The organism is Stenotrophomonas sp. YJH_SMC_91, assembly GCF_059368495.1.
The window spans coordinates 87207-104229 of sequence record NZ_JCAFRT010000005.1 but is presented as its reverse complement, the minus strand read 5'-3'; the positions used below and the strand labels follow the sequence as shown (position 1 = coordinate 104229).

At 68.5% G+C, this 17023-nt stretch carries 15 protein-coding genes; 6 read left to right on the top strand and 9 right to left on the bottom strand.

Annotation, left to right across the window (positions count from 1 at the left end; genetic code table 11):
• The first annotated feature begins 27 nt into the window (after positions 1-27).
• On the top strand, positions 28-594 hold the full coding sequence (locus AC5P5X_RS08955; RefSeq protein WP_088431089.1) for a GIY-YIG nuclease family protein: 567 nt from the start codon (positions 28-30) through the stop codon (positions 592-594).
• 7 nt (positions 595-601) lie between these two features.
• On the opposite strand, the gene AC5P5X_RS08950 is transcribed toward AC5P5X_RS08955, so the two are convergent.
• Complete coding sequence (locus tag AC5P5X_RS08950) at positions 602-745, bottom strand: hypothetical protein (protein WP_164281572.1); 144 nt, start codon at positions 743-745, stop codon at positions 602-604.
• Positions 746-843: 98 nt separating this feature from the next.
• Between AC5P5X_RS08950 and AC5P5X_RS08945 the strand changes: the two genes are divergently transcribed.
• Positions 844-1743, top strand: a complete 900-nt coding sequence (locus tag AC5P5X_RS08945) for a LysR substrate-binding domain-containing protein (RefSeq protein WP_100438940.1) — start codon at positions 844-846, stop codon at positions 1741-1743.
• A gap of 31 nt (positions 1744-1774) precedes the next feature.
• On the opposite strand, the gene AC5P5X_RS08940 is transcribed toward AC5P5X_RS08945, so the two are convergent.
• The 3 genes from AC5P5X_RS08940 to AC5P5X_RS08930 form a co-directional block, all read right to left on the bottom strand.
• The gene (locus AC5P5X_RS08940) at positions 1775-2491 is read right to left on the bottom strand and encodes an ABC transporter substrate-binding protein (RefSeq protein ID WP_100438939.1); all 717 of its coding nucleotides are present in this window, start codon (positions 2489-2491) and stop codon (positions 1775-1777) included.
• Between the two features lie 62 nt (positions 2492-2553).
• Positions 2554-4077, bottom strand: coding sequence for a carotenoid oxygenase family protein (locus tag AC5P5X_RS08935; RefSeq protein ID WP_043034551.1), 1524 nt, complete (start codon positions 4075-4077; stop codon positions 2554-2556).
• Between the two features lie 26 nt (positions 4078-4103).
• Complete coding sequence (locus tag AC5P5X_RS08930; RefSeq protein ID WP_043034552.1) at positions 4104-4526, bottom strand: DUF2141 domain-containing protein; 423 nt, start codon at positions 4524-4526, stop codon at positions 4104-4106.
• Positions 4527-4682: 156 nt separating this feature from the next.
• On the opposite strand from AC5P5X_RS08930, the gene AC5P5X_RS08925 reads away from it, so the two are divergent.
• From AC5P5X_RS08925 to AC5P5X_RS08915, 3 genes are read left to right on the top strand one after another with little or no spacing between them, the layout of a single operon-like run.
• Positions 4683-5783, top strand: coding sequence for a sensor histidine kinase (locus tag AC5P5X_RS08925; RefSeq protein WP_043034553.1), 1101 nt, complete (start codon positions 4683-4685; stop codon positions 5781-5783).
• A complete protein-coding gene (locus tag AC5P5X_RS08920) occupies positions 5780-6418 on the top strand; it encodes a response regulator transcription factor (protein ID WP_005411236.1) in 639 nt (212 codons plus the stop codon). Before AC5P5X_RS08925 ends, AC5P5X_RS08920 begins: the two co-directional genes overlap by 4 nt.
• A 22-nt stretch (positions 6419-6440) precedes the next feature.
• Positions 6441-6812, top strand: coding sequence for a VOC family protein (locus tag AC5P5X_RS08915; RefSeq protein WP_099473998.1), 372 nt, complete (start codon positions 6441-6443; stop codon positions 6810-6812).
• A gap of 65 nt (positions 6813-6877) precedes the next feature.
• On the opposite strand, the gene AC5P5X_RS08910 is transcribed toward AC5P5X_RS08915, so the two are convergent.
• Positions 6878-7717, bottom strand: coding sequence for an arylamine N-acetyltransferase family protein (locus AC5P5X_RS08910; protein WP_044570951.1), 840 nt, complete (start codon positions 7715-7717; stop codon positions 6878-6880).
• 204 nt (positions 7718-7921) lie between these two features.
• Here AC5P5X_RS08910 and AC5P5X_RS08905 point away from each other — a divergent pair, with 204 nt between their 5' ends.
• Positions 7922-10459: a methyl-accepting chemotaxis protein gene (locus tag AC5P5X_RS08905; RefSeq protein WP_099473996.1), complete on the top strand. Its 2538-nt coding sequence runs from the start codon at positions 7922-7924 to the stop codon at positions 10457-10459.
• Between the two features lie 46 nt (positions 10460-10505).
• Here AC5P5X_RS08905 and AC5P5X_RS08900 read toward each other — a convergent pair whose 3' ends face one another.
• The 4 genes from AC5P5X_RS08900 to cutA form a co-directional block, all read right to left on the bottom strand.
• Positions 10506-13025 (bottom strand): PepSY domain-containing protein, encoded by a 2520-nt coding sequence (locus AC5P5X_RS08900; RefSeq protein WP_111189003.1) that lies wholly within the window; start codon positions 13023-13025, stop codon positions 10506-10508.
• Positions 13026-13731: 706 nt separating this feature from the next.
• Positions 13732-14295, bottom strand: coding sequence for a TlpA family protein disulfide reductase (locus AC5P5X_RS08895; protein WP_099561452.1), 564 nt, complete (start codon positions 14293-14295; stop codon positions 13732-13734).
• Complete coding sequence (locus AC5P5X_RS08890) at positions 14292-16664, bottom strand: protein-disulfide reductase DsbD family protein (RefSeq protein WP_111188946.1); 2373 nt, start codon at positions 16662-16664, stop codon at positions 14292-14294. Before AC5P5X_RS08890 ends, AC5P5X_RS08895 begins: the two co-directional genes overlap by 4 nt.
• A complete protein-coding gene (cutA, locus tag AC5P5X_RS08885) occupies positions 16661-16999 on the bottom strand; it encodes a divalent-cation tolerance protein CutA (protein WP_049396392.1) in 339 nt (112 codons plus the stop codon). Before cutA ends, AC5P5X_RS08890 begins: the two co-directional genes overlap by 4 nt.
• Positions 17000-17023 lie beyond the last annotated feature (24 nt).

Here is a 17023-nt window from a genome sequence, read left to right as displayed (position 1 = left end):
GGGCTGTTGTCGAGGCAGCCTGCGCACATGCAGTCGGATATCCGCATCGACGGTCGTGTCTTCGCCTACGTCTTCCCCTGTGCGTGGGAAGACTACGCGAAGATTGGTTTCTCACGTGATCCGCTTGGGCGCATCAGCGCATTGCACCGGCGTTGGTTCGAGTTCTTCGATCTCGACGCCGGTGCGCTGGTGGAAGCGGAAAGCGAGCGCGATGCGCGGGATCTGGAGCTGCAGCTGCGTTCGCCGTTCAAGGCGCACCGCGCGCCGGCGCCGATGACGGTCCAGGACAAGGCTGGAGGCCGCACCGAATGGGTACGTGGTGCCAACCACGCTTTGTCGCTTGCGGTTGCCGGCCTGGGCGAACAGGGCTATCGCTGCTATCCACTGAAGGGGTGGCTGCGAGCCGCGCTTCGCCTGCGCATGGACCGGCTGCACGACTGGGCTGCGGCGCAGCTTCCCGAAGAGGAAGGCCTGCGGATCCCCGGTGGCCCCGGCGAAAGAGCGCTGCGTGACACCCTCGACGGTTGTCAGGCATTGGACATCGATCCGATCCCGTGGCTGCCTGAACACGTCCAACGCTGGTATGCAGGTTGAGGAGCGTTCAACGGGCTCGCGGCGGCTGAACCGGCGCGGCCGGTTGCCGCGCGCACTGCGGGGCAGGTGTGGACGGGCTGGCCAGCTGGCGTGCCAGCTCGGCGCTGGCCACGTGGCCCTGCAGGAACAACAAGCCGCCGAAGATGTTCATGAGCGTGCCTCCACTTGAGTGGATTGCACGATACGGGCAGCATGGACGGGCAAAAAGCGACATTTCCGCAAGCATGACTTGAGAGAATTTCAAGCCTTATGTCCCGCCCTCCGCTCCATGCCCTCCAGGGCTTCGTGGCTGCCGCCCGGCTTGGCAACCTGTCGCGCGCGGCGGCGTCGATGAACCTGACCGTCAGCGCGCTCAGCCACCAGATGAGGCAGCTGGAAGAACGGCTCGGGCAGCCGCTGCTGATCCGCCAGCCGCGTGGTATCACCCTTACCCTTGAGGGGCAGCGCCTGCTCGAGCAGGTGGGGCCGCATCTGGATGCGATAAACGAAGCCTTCCAGCCCTATGCCGCGCGTGCCGAGCACGTGCTGACGATCAGTGCGGTGCCATCGATGGCATCGGCCTGGCTGGTGCCGCGCCTGGGTCACTTCGTGGCTGAGCATCCGCAGATCGAGATCAACCTGCAGTCGAGTGAGCGCCTGATTGATTTCGAGCGGCAGCGCCAGTTCGACGCCGCGCTGCGGCTGGGCAGCGGGCAATGGCCGGGCCTGGTGGTGGAACCGCTGTTCGACGAGTGGCTGGTGCCGATGGCGAGCCCCGCGCTGATCGAGCGCATGGGGGGCATCGACCGTGTACCGCTGACCCAGTGGCCGCTGCTCGGTGATCCCGACGGCGCGTGGGGCGCCTGGTTCGCGTTGAGCGGGCAGAGCCCGCCATCGCGCTTCGTGGCGGTGCTGGATGATTCGGAGGCGCACCATCGCGCCGCACTGGATGGCGTAGGCGTGGCCCTTGGCCGGGTGACCCGGGCACGCCTGCTGCTGGAATCCGGCCAGCTGGTCGTGCTGTCCAGCCAGCGCCTGAAGACGGCGTGGCCGCATTGGCTGGTGTACCCGCAGCGCTCGGCCAGCCATCGCGGCTTCCTCGCGTTCCGCGACTGGCTGCATGCGCAGGCCGCCGAGCATGTGCAGCACATGGCGGACGCGCATCTGTAACGCCGCGCGGTGCTCGATCTCGACTCTACAGTCACTGCACCAGGGTAACCGCCTGCCCGGCACGCGCGAACGCTTCCTCCAGCAACGGGCCCGCCTTGATCGCTTCCACTTCCTCAAACAGCGCCCGCAGCGCATCGGCGGGGCGTGAGGCCGGTGCCGCCACTGCCTGCTGGATCGCGGTGAAGCGATCGGCCAGCACCCGATGGCCGGGATGTGCCTTCGCCCAGGCCGCCAGCGGCTGGCGTACACCGGCGGCGGCATCCAGGCCGTGCTGGTCGAACAGGGCGATGGCCGCTGCCGAGGTGTCCGCCCGCTCGATCGTGGCATGGCGCAGTTCCCGGCTCAGGAACAGGTCATAGGCCGCGCCACGCCCCACCGCGATGCGCAGTCCGTTGCGGTCGAGGTCGGCCACTTGCTGCGCCTGGCTGTCTTCGCGCACCAGGTAAGTGCCTTCGATCTCCACATACGGAGCGCTGAAGGCGATGCGGTCGGCACGCGCCGGATCGATCGCCAGGAAGGCCAGATCCCAGCCGTCTTCGCCCGCTGCGGCGACCACCGAGGCTGCGGCATCGTGGCAGGTGAAGCGTGCCTGCACCCCCATCCGTTGCGCCAACGCGGTAGCCAGTTCCAGCGAGGGGCCGCGCGGTGAGCGCGCATCGCCCTGTGCCAGCACCGGGTTGCCCAGGTTGATCGCCACGCGCAGGAAACCGTGCGGTGCCAGCGTACGTCGGTGGTCGGCCAGGGACATGCAGGACTCCACGGGGCAGGGGAGACCCAGCATGCCAACAACGGTGTCCGCGTGGCGTGGACTCAGCCGCGCGCGGCGAAGGTGCCGTGGAAGCCCAGTGGCACCGCATACGGCAGCCACGCCTGGGCCAGCGGACCGTCATCCACATGGCGCGCATCCAGCACGGCCAGACCGCTGCGCTGGTTCACCGGATCGAGCAGGGTGCCGATCAGCCAGCCGTCATCGGCGTTGCGGCTGCCCGGGCGCGGTACGAACACATGCTCTTCGGCCATGATGTCCGCCCCGTAGTTCCAGAGCTGGCGGCGCCCGTGCTCGATCTCGAACGCGGCCACCGCGTTGAAGTACGGCGCAGTGGCCGTGCCGTCGATGGTCGGCGCATACAGCCGTGCGCCACGTGTGTTCGCCGAGCGCGGGTCGAACAACGGGAACTCCACCGCGCTGATGCCCAACGTCTGCCAGCGGGCCTGTCCACGACGCAGGTCCAGATGCAGCTCGACCAGGCTGGCGCCACTGTTGGCCGCGTGTGCGCCATCACCGGCCATCGCTTCCTTCATCGGCGAGCGCGCCTCGTTGATGTCGTCGTGGCGCACTGCGCGCAGCACGATGCCGCCATCGCGGGTGAACGCGTCGCCGAAGTGGTAGATCGCCGCGAACGGGGCCTCGAACCATTGCGCCTTGTCCGGCGCATCCTTGGCGACCACCGCGATGCGCACCGGACGCTGCGGTGCGAACTGCATGCGCTCGAAGAAGCTGCCACCTGCGCCGGTGAAATCGAACGGCATCATCACGAACACCAGGTGCTGGTCGGTCATCGCGAAGGCATGCAGGTAGCCATGCTCGGGTGTTTCGATCACATTTGCGCTGCGCAGCTGGCCGTCCGCACCGATGTGCCAGACCAGCAGGCCATGGCCCCCCATCAGGCTGATCGAGCCGAAGTTCCAGAGGCTCCCGTCGTGGTCGGTCAGCGGGTGCGCCGAGAACGGCAGCGCCGCCAGGTCCGGACGCCAGGTGACAGGGCCAAGCGTCTGCAGCGAATCCGGGTCCACTTCGAACGCCGAACCGGATTCGCACAGGGCGAACAGGCGGCCATTGATCATCGTCACCGAGGTGTTGGCCACGTTGGCATCATCGTTGTTGCGTACCGCCAGCGCACCGGGAATGCTGGTGCCGGCGGCCGGATACTGGAAGCGGCCGGCCTTCTGTTCACGGGTGAATTTCGGCGTGGCAACCATGCGCCCGTGATGGGTCAGGCTGCCATCACCATTGAAGCGCCAGCCATGCACCATGCCGTCGCCGTCGAACCAGTGGTCGTAGCGGAAGCCATCGCGCTCGGTCCACGCCGGACCGTTGCGGTACAGCGTGCCAGCCAGGCCTGACGGCAGCTTTCCCTGCAACTGCACGGTGGCCGGACCGAGGCTTTCGCTGCCGACGCTGCGCCAGCCGAGCAGCCAAGGGTGTTCCTGCATGCCCTGCGCGAACCGCGCCGGGTCGCCGGCGAAGGCGGGAGCGCTGCGCAGCGCGGTGGTGCCCAGGGCCAGACAGGCACTGCTGCTGAGCAGGGTACGAAGGAAGCGGCGACGGTCCATGGTGGCCTCGGGTCTGGATGCAGGAATCAGCGCAGGGTGATGTCGATGGCGGTGCCGGCGGCCGGTACGTCGACGCGCGCCTCGTCGAAGGTCGGCTTGCGCATCACCTGCGGGTTGTTGCTGAAGCCGTAGCCCTCCACCGGCATCCCGACCAGGTTGGTGTCGAGCTTGCCGTTGTCGTTCTCGTCGTGGGTGAGCAGCACGGCATAGTTGCCGGCCGGAACGCCCTTGAACGTGAAGTGGGCGCTGTCGCCGCTGGGCGCCGCCTGCTGGGCCTGCACGGGCCTGGCCTTGCCGTCCCAGGCAGCGGCGCTGTCGACCAGCGCAACGCGCAGGGTGCCGGTCTGCACACGGACGTCGTGCACGGTCACGGCCAGGTCGGCGGCGTGGGCACTGCCGGCGAGGGCCAGGGCAGTCAGGGCGGTGCTGAGCAGGGCGGTGCGGATCATGGCAGTGGCTCCGGAAGTGTGTGTGGCGGTGTGGCGCCAGTCTGCGTGCGGCGCTGCACCGGGTTCAGGGCCAGTGGTCATCGATTCGACGTGCCAGAAGTCACTTTCTGCGCCGGACCCATTGCCGCCGGCGTGTGCGGCGGTCAGCATCTGGCCATGCCCAGCCTGTTCCGCCATCTGTTGCGTCCCCTCAGCCTCGCCGGCCTGGCCACCGTGCTGGTGGTGGGCCTGTCATTCGCGGTGCAGCGCAACGGTGCCGGGCTGAGCCTGCTGCTGCTTGCCGTGTTCCTGCTGCTGTTCGTGGTGCACGGCTGGGCGTCGGTGCCATCCCGCGTGCGCGCTGTCGCGGCGGTGTTGCAGGCGTTGCTGGCGGTCGTGCTGGTTGCGCTGCAGCCGCGTACCGGCACCGCACCGGTACTGCTGGTGGTGCTGGTGGCGCAGCTGGCCGAGCATTGGCCACCGCGCTTCGTGCTGGCTGTTGCACTGCTGGCCAACCTCGCCATGTATCTCGTGCTGCGCCACAGCGGCTTCAGCCAGCCGCTGCTGGTGGTGCTGCTCTATGGCGGCTTCCAGGCCTTTGCCGCACTGACCGCACACTATGCCCGCAGCACGGCGCTGGCCCGCGATGACCTGGCCCGCGTCAATGCCGACCTGCTGGCGACACGCGCGCTGCTGGCCGACAGTGCACGCGACGCCGAGCGCCTGCGCCTGGCCCGCGAACTGCACGATGTGGCCGGGCACAAGCTCACCGCGATGCGCTTGAACCTGCGTGCCCTTGCGGCCGACCCTGTGCTGGCCGGGCGCGAAGGATTGGTGCTGGCCGAGCAGCTGTCCGGCGAGTTGCTGGCCGACATCCGCCAGGTGGTGCAATCGATGCGCGATGATCGCGGCCTCGATCTGGCCACCGCATTGCACGCGCTGGCCGCGCCGTTCCCGCGCCCGAAGCTGCAGCTGCAGATCGGCGAGTGCGTGCGCGTGGTTGACCCGCTGATGGCCGAGACCGTGCTGCGCCTGGTACAGGAAGCGCTGACCAATGCCGCCCGGCATGGCAACGCAGACACCGTATGGCTGACGATCAACGAGGAGGATTCCCGGTTGCGTATCGACATCCGTGACGACGGCCAGCGCGCCGAACGTATCCGCGAGGGCAACGGCATCGCCGGCATGCGTGAGCGCCTGGCCGCAGTGCGTGGCCAGTTGGAACTGGCCCGCACCGCACAGGGCGGCATGCACCTGACCGCCTGGGTGCCGGCATGAACGGCAGCGCGATCCGTGTTGCCCTGGCTGACGACCAGGCGCTGGTCCGCGCCGGGCTGCGTGCGTTGTTGCAGGGGTTGGGCGTGGACGTGGCGCTGGAGGCCGAGGAGGGCCAGGCGTTGCTGGACGCGCTGTCCACCCAGCGCGTGGATGTTGTGCTCAGTGACATCCGCATGCCCGGGATGGACGGCATCGAAGCAGTGCGCCAGCTGCGCGCGCGCGGCGATGCCACGCCGTGGCTGCTGCTGACGACCTTTGATGAAAGTGACCTGCTGCTGCGTGCCAGCGAGGCCGGCGCACAGGGCTTCCTGCTCAAGGACGCCGCACCCGCAGACCTGCGCGAGGCGATCGAGCGCGTCGCCGCAGGTGAAACCCTGCTGCTGCCGGTCAGCACCGAGCCGGTACGCGCCCGCTACCGCTTCCACGATGAAGCACCGCCCACCGATACCTTCGGGGAACGCGAGGTGGCGATCCTGCGCTTGCTGGCCGGTGGCTACAGCAACAAGGAGATCGCGCGCAGCCTGTTCCTGGCCGAGGGCACGGTGAAGAACTACGTGTCCGCCATACTCGACAAGCTGGGCACCCGCGATCGCACCCGTGCGGTGCTGAAGGCGATTACCCTGCGCATCATCTGAGTGGACCGAGCAAGGAGTGCCAGTGAACCCGATCCTGCATGTGGAAATCCCGGCCAGTGACCTGGACCGTGCCATCACGTTCTACCAGCGGTGGCTGCAGGTCGCGGTGGACGAACCTGTGGTGCTGCACGACTGCCGGATGGCCTACCTGCCGTTCTCCGATGAGGACGCCGGTGCCAGCATTGCGCTGGTGCTCGGCGCGGACTACCGGCCTTCCGAACAGGGGGCGCGCGTCTACATCGGCGTCGATGACCTGGATGCGAGCCTGGAGCGAGCACTGCAAGCGGGCGCCGAGCTGTGCTTCGGACCCGCCGATGCGGGCGACTGGCGCGTGGCCGAGATCCGCGACAGCGAAGGCAACCGCATTGCGCTGCAGGCGCGCGCAGCTCTGTAGAGCCGAGACCACGCTCGGCTGCTGTTGGCCCAGCCGCTCCAGCTCAGCCGAGCATGGGCTCGGCCCTACAAGGTCGCGGCGCGCGAGCGCTGCAGCCAGTCATTGATGGCCGGGTCCAGTCGCGGGTCGTCCGGTAGCTGCATGCCGAAGCGCTGTTGCAGCACGGCGCGCACATCACCCACATCATGCAGCGGGCGCTTGTCCGGTGCCTGCCCGGGGCGATACTCGGTGTAGCTGCCGCTGCCGATGGTGCGGCGCCAGTCCGGCCCGGTCAGCGACGCGCGCAGCTGCCCGGGGAAACTGGAATCGGGATGGGTGCACACGTACCAGTTGCCCACCACGTTGTCGATCGGTGCTGGCGCCTGCAGGTCGAACCGATACATCGCCCGCCAACCATCGTTGGACTCGGCCGACAGCACGAAATCACCCTCGTCGTGCAGGCGCTGCAGCAGATAGCGTTCGTGCGGCGTGGCCTGCGGCTGCGGATCATGCAGGCGCAGCGGCACGGTCGGGGTCAGGCTGCCGAAACCGGCATCCACCAGCCAATCGTCGCTGTCTACGTTCACGCGCAGCAGCAGGTGGGTACGCGCGGTCAGTTCGCCGTCCTGGGCGGCCAGCAGTACCCGCGCGCTCAATGGCTGCGCATCGAAGCCCAATGCCTGCAGCAGCGCCAGCAACCCGCCATTGAGTTCGAAGCAGTAACCACCGCGGCGCTCGTCGAGCAGCTTGCGCTGCACGCTGTCCAGGTCGATCGGCACCGCATCGCGCAGCAGGCAGCTGAGGGTCTCGAAGGGCAGCAGTGCGTTGTGGCGCTGCTGCAGCAGGGTCAGGCCGGCCAGGGTCCGCGGTGGCGGTGCATCCAGCTGCAGGCGCTGCAGGTAGCGGGGGACATCGAGCGTCGTCATGGAGACACCGGGCGGGGGAGGGATGTCCACTGTGCTCCCCCAACCGGGGTTGAGGTCAAGCGCGGCGGCCGTGTCATGCCTCCGTCGCCTGCACCCGGTACAAAGGCCGCGTCCACCAGCGATGGGGGGGACGCAGACGAAGAAAGCGCTAAAGTTGTCCTGAGTCAGGCCGATACAGGTGCGTCTTTCCGCCTGGAGTCTGTCATGTCGGCCGTTGTCCCCCACCTCCGGTCCCTGCGCACGCGCCTTGCTGCGTTGCACTCGGCGTCCCCCGGGCTGCTGCGCTGGCTGCAGCCACATCGGCTCAGCGTGGCCAACAAGCTCAAGGCCACACTGTGGATCTGCGGCCTGGGCCTGGTGGCGATCGCTGCTGTCTACGCCTGGACTGGCCATGCCAACGCACTGGCTGCGCGCAGCCAGGCCAGCTACCAGCGCGGCAGCGATCTGGCTGCCAGCCTGTCCACGCGGGTGGCCGAAGCGCGTCGCCTGCAGACCCAGTATGCACGCAGTTTCGATGATGCCGACCGCGCGCAGCTGTTGGCCACGCAGAAGGCGTTGCAGACCGATCTGCAGGCGCTGCGCGCGATGCCGATGGATGCTGGCCGGCGCAAGGCCCTGCAGGCGCTGACCGAAGCCGCCGATGCGTTCTCGCAGGGTGTGGCCGCCCTGTTCGAACGGGTCGACGAGATGGGCCGTGGTGATGCCGGCCTCGCTGCGCAGCTGCAGCAGGCCGCCGACACCCTGCAGGCGCAGGTGGATGTGCAGCAGCGGCCCGCGCTGGCGCTGTCCCTGCAGACGATGCGAAGGCAGGAGGCACTGCTGCTGCTCGACGGTGATTCCACCCACGCCGACCGCGCCAGCGAGGAGAAGCTGCCGTTCGACCTCGCGCTGGCGGGCCTGCCTGCGGATGTGCGGGACACCCTGCGCACCGGGATGGAGGCGTATCAGGCCGCACTGCTGGGGTATACCGCTGCCCGCGTCGGCCTGGATGTGGAAGCGCAGTCGCTGCTGGATACCGCCACGGGCGTAGCGCCGGCGCTGGCCGCATTCCAGCAGGCACAGGTGGCGGCGCTGGCCAGGGCGCAGGCACGCCAGCAGGCCGGCGCGCGCACCATGAGCGTGGTGTTCGCACTGACCCTGCTGCTGGTGGCCGGCGTGCTGATCACCAGCCTGGTGCTGGTGCTACGTGCGGTGCGCCAGCCGATCCAGGACACCCTGCGTTTCGCCAGCGACATCGCCGACGACCGCCTCGACACCACCCTGCGCGTCTACAACGCCAACGATGAAATCGGCCAGCTGGCCCAGCGCCTGGTCGACATGCAGCAGCGCCTGCGCGCGCGCATCGAGACCGAGCGTGCGGTGGCCCGCGGCAACACCCGCGTGCGCCAGGCATTGGACAGCGCACAGGCCGGCTTGATGGTGATTGATGCCGAAGGCCTGGTGGCGTACGCCAATCCGGCGCTGCTGGAGCAGCTTGCACTCCGGCTTGAAGATCTGGTGGGGAGCGATGCGGTACGCCTGCATCCGGCACTGGCCAGCCTGGCTGGCGTGCGCCAGCGCGAGGAGCGCGAGATCGGTCATGCCGGCGTCCGCTATCAGTTGATCGCCAATGCCATCACCGACGAAGGGCATTTCCTCGGCGTGGCAGTGGAGTGGCGCAGCCGCGCGCTGGAAACGCTGCTGGAAACCGAAGTGGCAGCACTGGTCGACGCCGCCGCACATGGCGACCTGCACGGCCGCATCGCGCTGGAGGGAAAACAGGGCTTCGTGCGCACGTTGTCGACCAGCATCAACCGTTTGCTGGCGACCTTCGAGACCAACCTCGGCGATCTGCAGGCGCTTCTGGCGGCGCTGGCCCGTGGTGACCTCAGCGTGCGCATGGAAGGTGAGCTGCAGGGCGTGTTCGCACGCATGCGCGACGATGCCAACGCCACGGTCGCGCAACTGGGCCGCATCGTCACCCGCATCCAGCAGGCGACGTCCAGCCTCGACACCGGTGTGGGTGAGATCGTTGCCGGTCACCATGATCTGTCGCAGCGTACCGAACAGCAGGCGGCCAACCTTGAAGAGACGGCAGCGTCGATGCACGAGTTGACCGACACCGTTGGCCGCAACGCCGATGCCGCGGGCCGCGCCGATGCCCTGGTGCAGGGGGCGGCCGCGGTGGCCCAGCGCGGTGGCGAGGCCGTCGGCCAGGTGGTCGCGACCATGCATGGCATCAGCGAGGCCTCGCGGCGGATCGGCGACATCACCCAGCTGATCGATGGCATCGCTTTCCAGACCAACATCCTCGCGCTGAATGCCGCGGTGGAAGCCGCGCGCGCAGGTGAGCAGGGCCGCAGCTTCGCCGTGGTGGCTGCGGAAGTGCGCCTGCTGGCCCAGCGCAGTGCCGAAGCGGCCAAGCAGATCAAAGGACTGATCGAGGATTCGGTGGCGCGTGTTGGCCAGGGCAACCAGCAGGTCGAGCAGGCGGGCATCACGATGGGCGAGATCGTTGGCAGCGTGCAGCAGCTGGCCGAGCTGCTGGCCGGTATCCGCAGTGCATCGCAGGACCAGCATGCCGGCATCGCGCAGGTGAAGCAGACCATCGTGCAGATGGAAGCCAGCACCCAGCGCAACGCCAGCCTGGTGGAAGAGGCTGGTGCCTCCACCGCGCAGATGCAGGCGCAGGTACACGCGCTGGCCGAAGCGGTGGGCGCGTTCCAGTTGCAGTCGATGCCACAGGCGCGCGCTGCGGCCTGATCGTGCTCCGGTAGTGCCGGCCGCTGGCCGGCACTACCCTTGTGGCTCAATACACGTCGCGACGGTAGCGCCCGGTCTCCAGCAGCGTTTCCACTTCTTCATCACCCAGTGCTTCGCGCAGCACCCGGTCCACGCCTTCGGCCATGCCCAGCAGCGAACCGCAGACGTGGATGACCGCACCACGCTGCATCCAGTCGCGCAGGGCATCGGCTGCTGCACGCAGGCGATCCTGCACATAACCGCCCTCACCATCGCGCGAGAACGCCAGGTCCACCCGCGCGAGATGGCCATCGGCCTGCCACGCTTCGATCTCATCGGCGAACAGGAAGTCGTGCGCGCGCTGGCGTTCGCCGAACAGCAGCCAGTGCCCGTGCTCACCTGCATGCGCGGCTTCGCGCAGCAGGCTGCGCAGGCCCGCGATGCCGGTGCCATTGCCGATCAGCACCATCGGCGCACCGCCAACGCGATGGAAACCGGGGTTGCGGTGCACGCGGGCCACGATGCTGGCACCGACCGGCGCATGCAGCGACAGCCAGCCCGAACCCAGGCCGGTGCGTCCGGTTTCGTCATGGACCAGCCGTACCACCAGCTCGACCGCACCGTCATCCGTACAGGATGCGATGGAGTACTCGCGCCCCGGCAGCAGTGGCAGCCCTGCCAGCCACAGGCGGGCATCCTGCACCGCCAGCGCAGCATCGGCATCGGGCAGCTCGCGCTCGCTGGCCAGCGCCAACAGCGTGCGCGGCTGGCCGTCAATCAGCAACGGCTGCTGGGGATCCAGCCCATGTGCCTTCAGCACCGCAGCGGCGTACCGCGCGTTGTGGCGGGGCGCGATGTGCAGGATGTCGCCCGCCTGCCACTGCACATCGGCCGGTGGCGCAAGACGGATGCGCCAGATGGCGCCGCCCATGCTGCCTGGATTGAGGCGGTCACGGCCGAGCAGGCGCCACTCGTGCATCTGCGTCGCGGCCGGCAACACGCTGTCATCGGTGGCGATGCCGGTCAGCGCGCCGAGATGTTGCTGCCACTGGCGCAGCGCCGGTATCGCGGCGGCATCGACATCGATGCGCTCGAACAGCGCACGTGCGCCGTTGCCCAGCAGCCAGCCATCGAATTGGCGGCCAAAGCCGCAGTAATGCGGGTACTGGCGGTCACCCAGGGCGAGCAGGCCGAACTGCAGGCCCGACAGATCGGGCGCTTGTGCCAGCAGCCGCCGCGCAGCGCCCCGTGCCGCATCCGGCGGCTCGCCATCGCCGAAGGTGCTCAGCACGAACAATGCCTGCGCAGTGCGCGCGAGCTGCGTGGCATCGACCCGGGCCAATGGCAGTACCTGCACGCCATGGCCAGCGGCCTGCAGCTGCGCGGCGGCACGCCAGGCCAGCTGCTCGCCCAGCCCGCTCTGGCTGGCATGCACGACCAGCCAAGGTGCGCGGCCATCATCGGTGGCAACCGGCAGCGACCGGCGCAGCCCGCGCGCGGCACGCTGGCTGCGGCGGCGGTCCAGGTACAGCATCCAGCCGGTGATGAAGAACAGGCTCATGGCCAGACTGCTGAGCATCACCACGACACGCCCGGGCATGCCGAAGTAGCTGCCCGAGTGCAATGCGAACACGCTGGTGGCCAGCTGCGCGCCGGCGCCCTGGCGCGCGTAGGGGCGCGAATCGAGGATTGCCCCGCTGGCCGGATCCAGCTGCAGCAGATCATGTGCACGGTCATGGTGGCCACCGCGCTGTGACGGATCGCCAGCCATCACCCGCACGTTGAGCGCCTGGCCAGGCTTTTCCGGCAGGCGCAGGTCGATGTAGCCGGTGTGCACGCCGGGCAGGGCATACAGCGTGGCTTCGATGCGCTCCAGGTTCAGGGCGGCGCCGGTGGCGACCTTGTGCTTGGCGACCGGTGCGACGCCCAGCAGCGTATTGGCGGCACTGCGATACCAGTCGAAGGACCACCACAGGCCGGTCAGCGCACTCATCAGGTAGATCAGCAGCACCCAGGTGCCGACCACCGAGTGCAGGCTCCACAGGAAGCCACGGCCGCTGCGTTTCCATTCCACCGCCAGCCAGCTGCGCCAGTGCCACCAGCGTCGCGGCCAGCGCAGATACAGCCCGGACAGGGTGAAGAACAGCAGCGCGATGGCGCAGCTGCCCGTGATCCATTTGCCGCGCTCGCCGGCGGCGAGGTGGCGATGCAGGTCCTCGACGAAATCGAAGAACGCCTGCCCACGCAAGGCACTGAAGCGCTCGCCGCTGTACGGGTCGAAGTAGACCCAGTGTTCCTTGCCACCGGCGAAGCGTGCCACCGAGGGCCGCTGCCCGGTGGCGTCCACGCGCAGGCGCTGCAGGGGGCGATCACCGCCGGCCTGCAGCAGCGGCACCAGCTCGCTGAGTTCAAGCGGAAGCTGGCCGTCGGCATGGTGCTCGGCGATTTCGGCGAAGCCGGGATTGGCCGCCCGCAGCAGTTCGTCCTCGAAGGACAGCACGGCGCCGCTGAGGCCCATCACGGCCAATACGGCACCGGCGGTGATGCCCAGCAGCCAGTGCAGTTGGAACAGGACGTTCTTGAACATGGAAGGAGGAGGGCCTGGAAGGCTGCCGCCCGCATCCTGCGCAACAGCAAATGAGAATTAGTCGCGGAATTCTCCGTGGCGGACGGGCTACGGTCAAGGAGGGTTTTGTTGCAGGGCTTTGCAGCCCTGCACCCGCTACAAGCCGGAGCAACGTCAACGTCAAAAGCTGGCTTCCCGTGGGTTGGCGGGGTGGGTCCGGTTGAGGGGGACGCTGCAAGTCCCCCTCCGGGGCCCGGCCCAGCCGCTGGCGGCTGTGCGTTCGGGCGCTTGCGAAGCAGTGCTTCGCAAGCAAAGCGCCCTCACCCATGTAGGCTCGGTCGCCGCATCCATGCGGCTCACGCCCCCTCAACCGGACCCACCCCGCCTTCGACAGTTTCCTGCGATCTGTCGGAACGGCGTTCTGCTTTGGTAGGTGCCGACCGTTGGTCGGCACGGGGTCTGATTCCGTTCTGAATATCGATATCTGACAGATGTGTCGACCAAGGTCGACACCTACCAACAGCCGCGAAGATCTGTCAGAGGCGGGGCGGTGTCGGAGTGCGGGGTGTCAGCCGCATGGATGCGGCTGCCAAGCTTACAGGGACGTACTTGCAGCGTCCCCGCACTCCGACACCGCCCCGCCATCCCACGGAATGCCCGCTTTGGCTTTGGCTGTTGCCGTTGCATTGAGCAGGGTGCAGGGCTGCAAGCCCTGCAAAAAACACCCTCACTTCACCCAGCTGTCGATCTCGCCGTGGGCGAACGGTCCCAGCTTTGCCTTCACCAGCCGCCCCTGCGCATCGAACAGCACGCTGTAGGGCAGCAGGCCCTGTGTATTGCCCAGCTGCACGCTGGCATCGCGCGGCGCCGGGGTCTCGATCACGATCGGATAATCCACCGGTACCCGCTGCAGGAAACCGCGCACGTCCTCCGGCGTATCCAGCGCCAGTCCCAGCACCTGCACACCGTGCTCGCCCTGGATATGTGCGAAACGCGCCAGTTCGGGCATTTCTTCCACGCAGGGCGCGCACCAGCTGGCCCAGACATTGATCAACAGCGGGCGACCGCCAGCGTGCTGGCGCAGGTCCAGCGGCCGGCCTTCAAGATCGGGCAGCGACAGCGCGGGCAGGCTGTCGCCGACCTGCAGGGCAGGTGCCGCAGCCGCCACAGCAGGCGCCGCTGGCATGGCCTCAGGCGCAACCGGCGCAGGAGCCAATCGATGCCCGGCCCACAGGCCGAGGCCGGCGGCCAGCACCGCTGTCCACAGCAGCGCTGGCCGTTGCCACTTCATCGTGCGGTGCGCAGCAGCGCTTCCTCCACCACCGCCTGGGTCAGCAGGGTCGGCAGCACGGTCGGCGGTGCGCCGGGGCCGTACACCACGTACAGCGGCACGCCGACGGCTTTGTGCTCTTCCAGGAACGTGGTGATCTGCGGATCGACGTTGGTGTAGTCACCGCGCATGTACACCGCGTTGGTGCGCTTGAGCAGGTCCTTGAACTCCGGCCGCGACAGCACGGCACGCTCGTTGGCCTTGCAGCTCACGCACCAGTCGGCGGTCATGTTGACGAACACCACGCGGTTGTCGGCGCGCAGGCGGTCCAGCAACTGCGGCGAATACTCCACCACGTTGTCGCTGGCGGCCTGTGCGGCGCGTGCCGGCGCTGCCAGCTGGGTCACGCCCCAGGTCGGTACCAATGCGCCGATCGCCAGCAGCACGCCGAGCAGCGTCACTGCACGCGAGCCGGTCCAGCGGTTGCGCTCGAACAGCCACAGGCCGAAGGCGAACAGCAACAGGCCACCCAGCACCAGCGCCATGCCGTCCACGCCGCGCTGCTTGCCCAGCACCCACAGCAGCCACAGCGCGGTGGCGTACATCGGGAAGGCCAGCACGTGCTTGAGCGTTTCCATCCACGGGCCGGGCTTGGGCAGGCGGCGCGCCAGCGCCGGCACGAAGCCGATCAGCAGGAACGGCAGCGCCAGGCCCAGGCCGAGGAACAGGAACACGGTCATCGCCTTCAGCGGCGGGGCAATGAACGCGTAGGCGATCGCGCCACCCATGAACGGGCCGACGCAGGCACTGCCGACCACGCAGGCCAGCGCACCGGTGAAGAAGTCACCGGCCGGGCCGCTGCGGCTGGCCAGCGACTGGCCCAGGTTGCCGATGCCGCCGCCCAGGGTGAACACGCCGGACAGGCTCAGGCCTACCGCGAACATGATGTAGGCCAGCGCCGCCACCACGCCCGGGTGCTGCAGCTGGAAGCCGATGCCGACGGCGTTGCCGATTGCGCGCAGGCCCACCATCAACGCACCGATCACCGCGAATGCGACCAGCACGCCCAAGGTGTACCAGAGCGCGTGGCTGCGTGCGCGCTGCGGGCTTTCGCCACTCTGCGCCAGGCTCAGGACCTTCAGCGACAGGATCGGCAGCACGCAGGGCATCAGGTTCAACACCAGGCCGCCGGCCAGCGCCAGCAGCAGCACCCAGACGAACGAACGGTCCGGGTTCGGTGTGGTCGCCGGCGGGCGCGTACGCAGCGCGTTGTCACCGCGCGCATCGGCGGCGAATTCATTGCCGTCCACGGTGCCTGCGACGGCCGGGGGGGCGGCATCCGTATTGGGCACCGTCGGCAGCAGGCGCAGGGGGGCGCCGTTGGCGCCTTCGCGTGGCGCCGCAGCCAACGGGCTGATTACCTCGTTGCGCGGCGGTGCCTGGTCGGCGCTGGCGCTGACCTTGCCGGCCGGGATCGACAGCTTCACCCGGCGGGTCATTGGCGGGTAGCAGATGCCATCGGTCTGGCAGCCCTGGAAGGTCACCACGAGGGTGCCGTCAACCGCGTCGGCAACCGTGCGCCGCAACGGCAGCGGCACTTCCACCTGGTTGAAGTACACCGAGACATCGCCGAAGTGCTCGTCGCGATGCGATTGCGCGGCCGGCCAGCGCGGCGTGCCGGCCTGCACGCCGGTGCTGCCTTCCAGCTTCAGCGAGGTGCGGTCGCGATACAGGTAGTAGCCCGGTGCCGGACTGAAGCGCAGCAGCAGGGTGTTGCCGTCGCTGGCGATGGCATCGAAGCCGAACGCCTGCTCCGACGGCAGCGGCAGCGCCTGGCTGTTGCTGGCCGCACCTGGCAGGCGCAGGCCGCCGCTGTTGCCGGCACCGGCCAGCGGGTTGTTGAACGGACTGGCCGCACCGGCGCGCGCGGCAGGGGGCGCGGCCTGTGCACCGCTGCCGGGCAGGGTGACCTGCACCACGCGCTTCTGCGGCGGGTAACAGACACCGGCATCTGCGCAGCCCTGGTAACGCACTTCCAGGCTGATGGTGCTGGCGGCCTCGGTCGGCGTGCCGGGCAGGGTGGCCTGCAGGCGCTCGCGATAGGTTTCGACCTCGCCGAAGAAATCGTCGTGGTGCTTGTCGCCCTTGGGCATCTGCAGCGCGCCGGCATTGAAGGCCGGGTCGGCCTTGACGCTGGTGCGGTGGCGATACAGGTAATAGCCGGGCGCGATCTTGAACTGCAGCTGCACCTGGCCCCGTTCGGGGGCACTGGCGGTCAGCGCGAACGCCTGGTCCACCGGCAGCAGATCCTTCTCATCCAGGGCGAAGGCGGGCAGCGAGAGCCACATCAGGGCGCACAGGGCGGCGCCACGCGCAAACAGAGTCTTCAATCAGTGTCCTCCCGGGTCTGTGCCCGGATCCAGTCCAGATACGCCGGCAGGCCGGCCCGGGTTTCGACCGCGATGCACTCCGGGAGTTCATACGGATGCAGTTCGACGATCCGGGCGATTGCGTCATTGACGCGACTCGCGGTGGTCTTCACCAGCAGCTGCAGCTCGGCGTCGGTGGTCACCTCGCCCTGCCAGCGGTAGGTCGACTGCGCGCCATCGAGGCGGGTCACGCACGCGGCCAGGCGCTCGCCAACCAGCGCGTGCGCGATGCGCTCGGCACTGGCCCGGTCCGGGCAGGTGGTCAACAGCAGCAGGACGGGATCGACGGTCGACATGACCGTCGAGTATAGGGCCGCCGC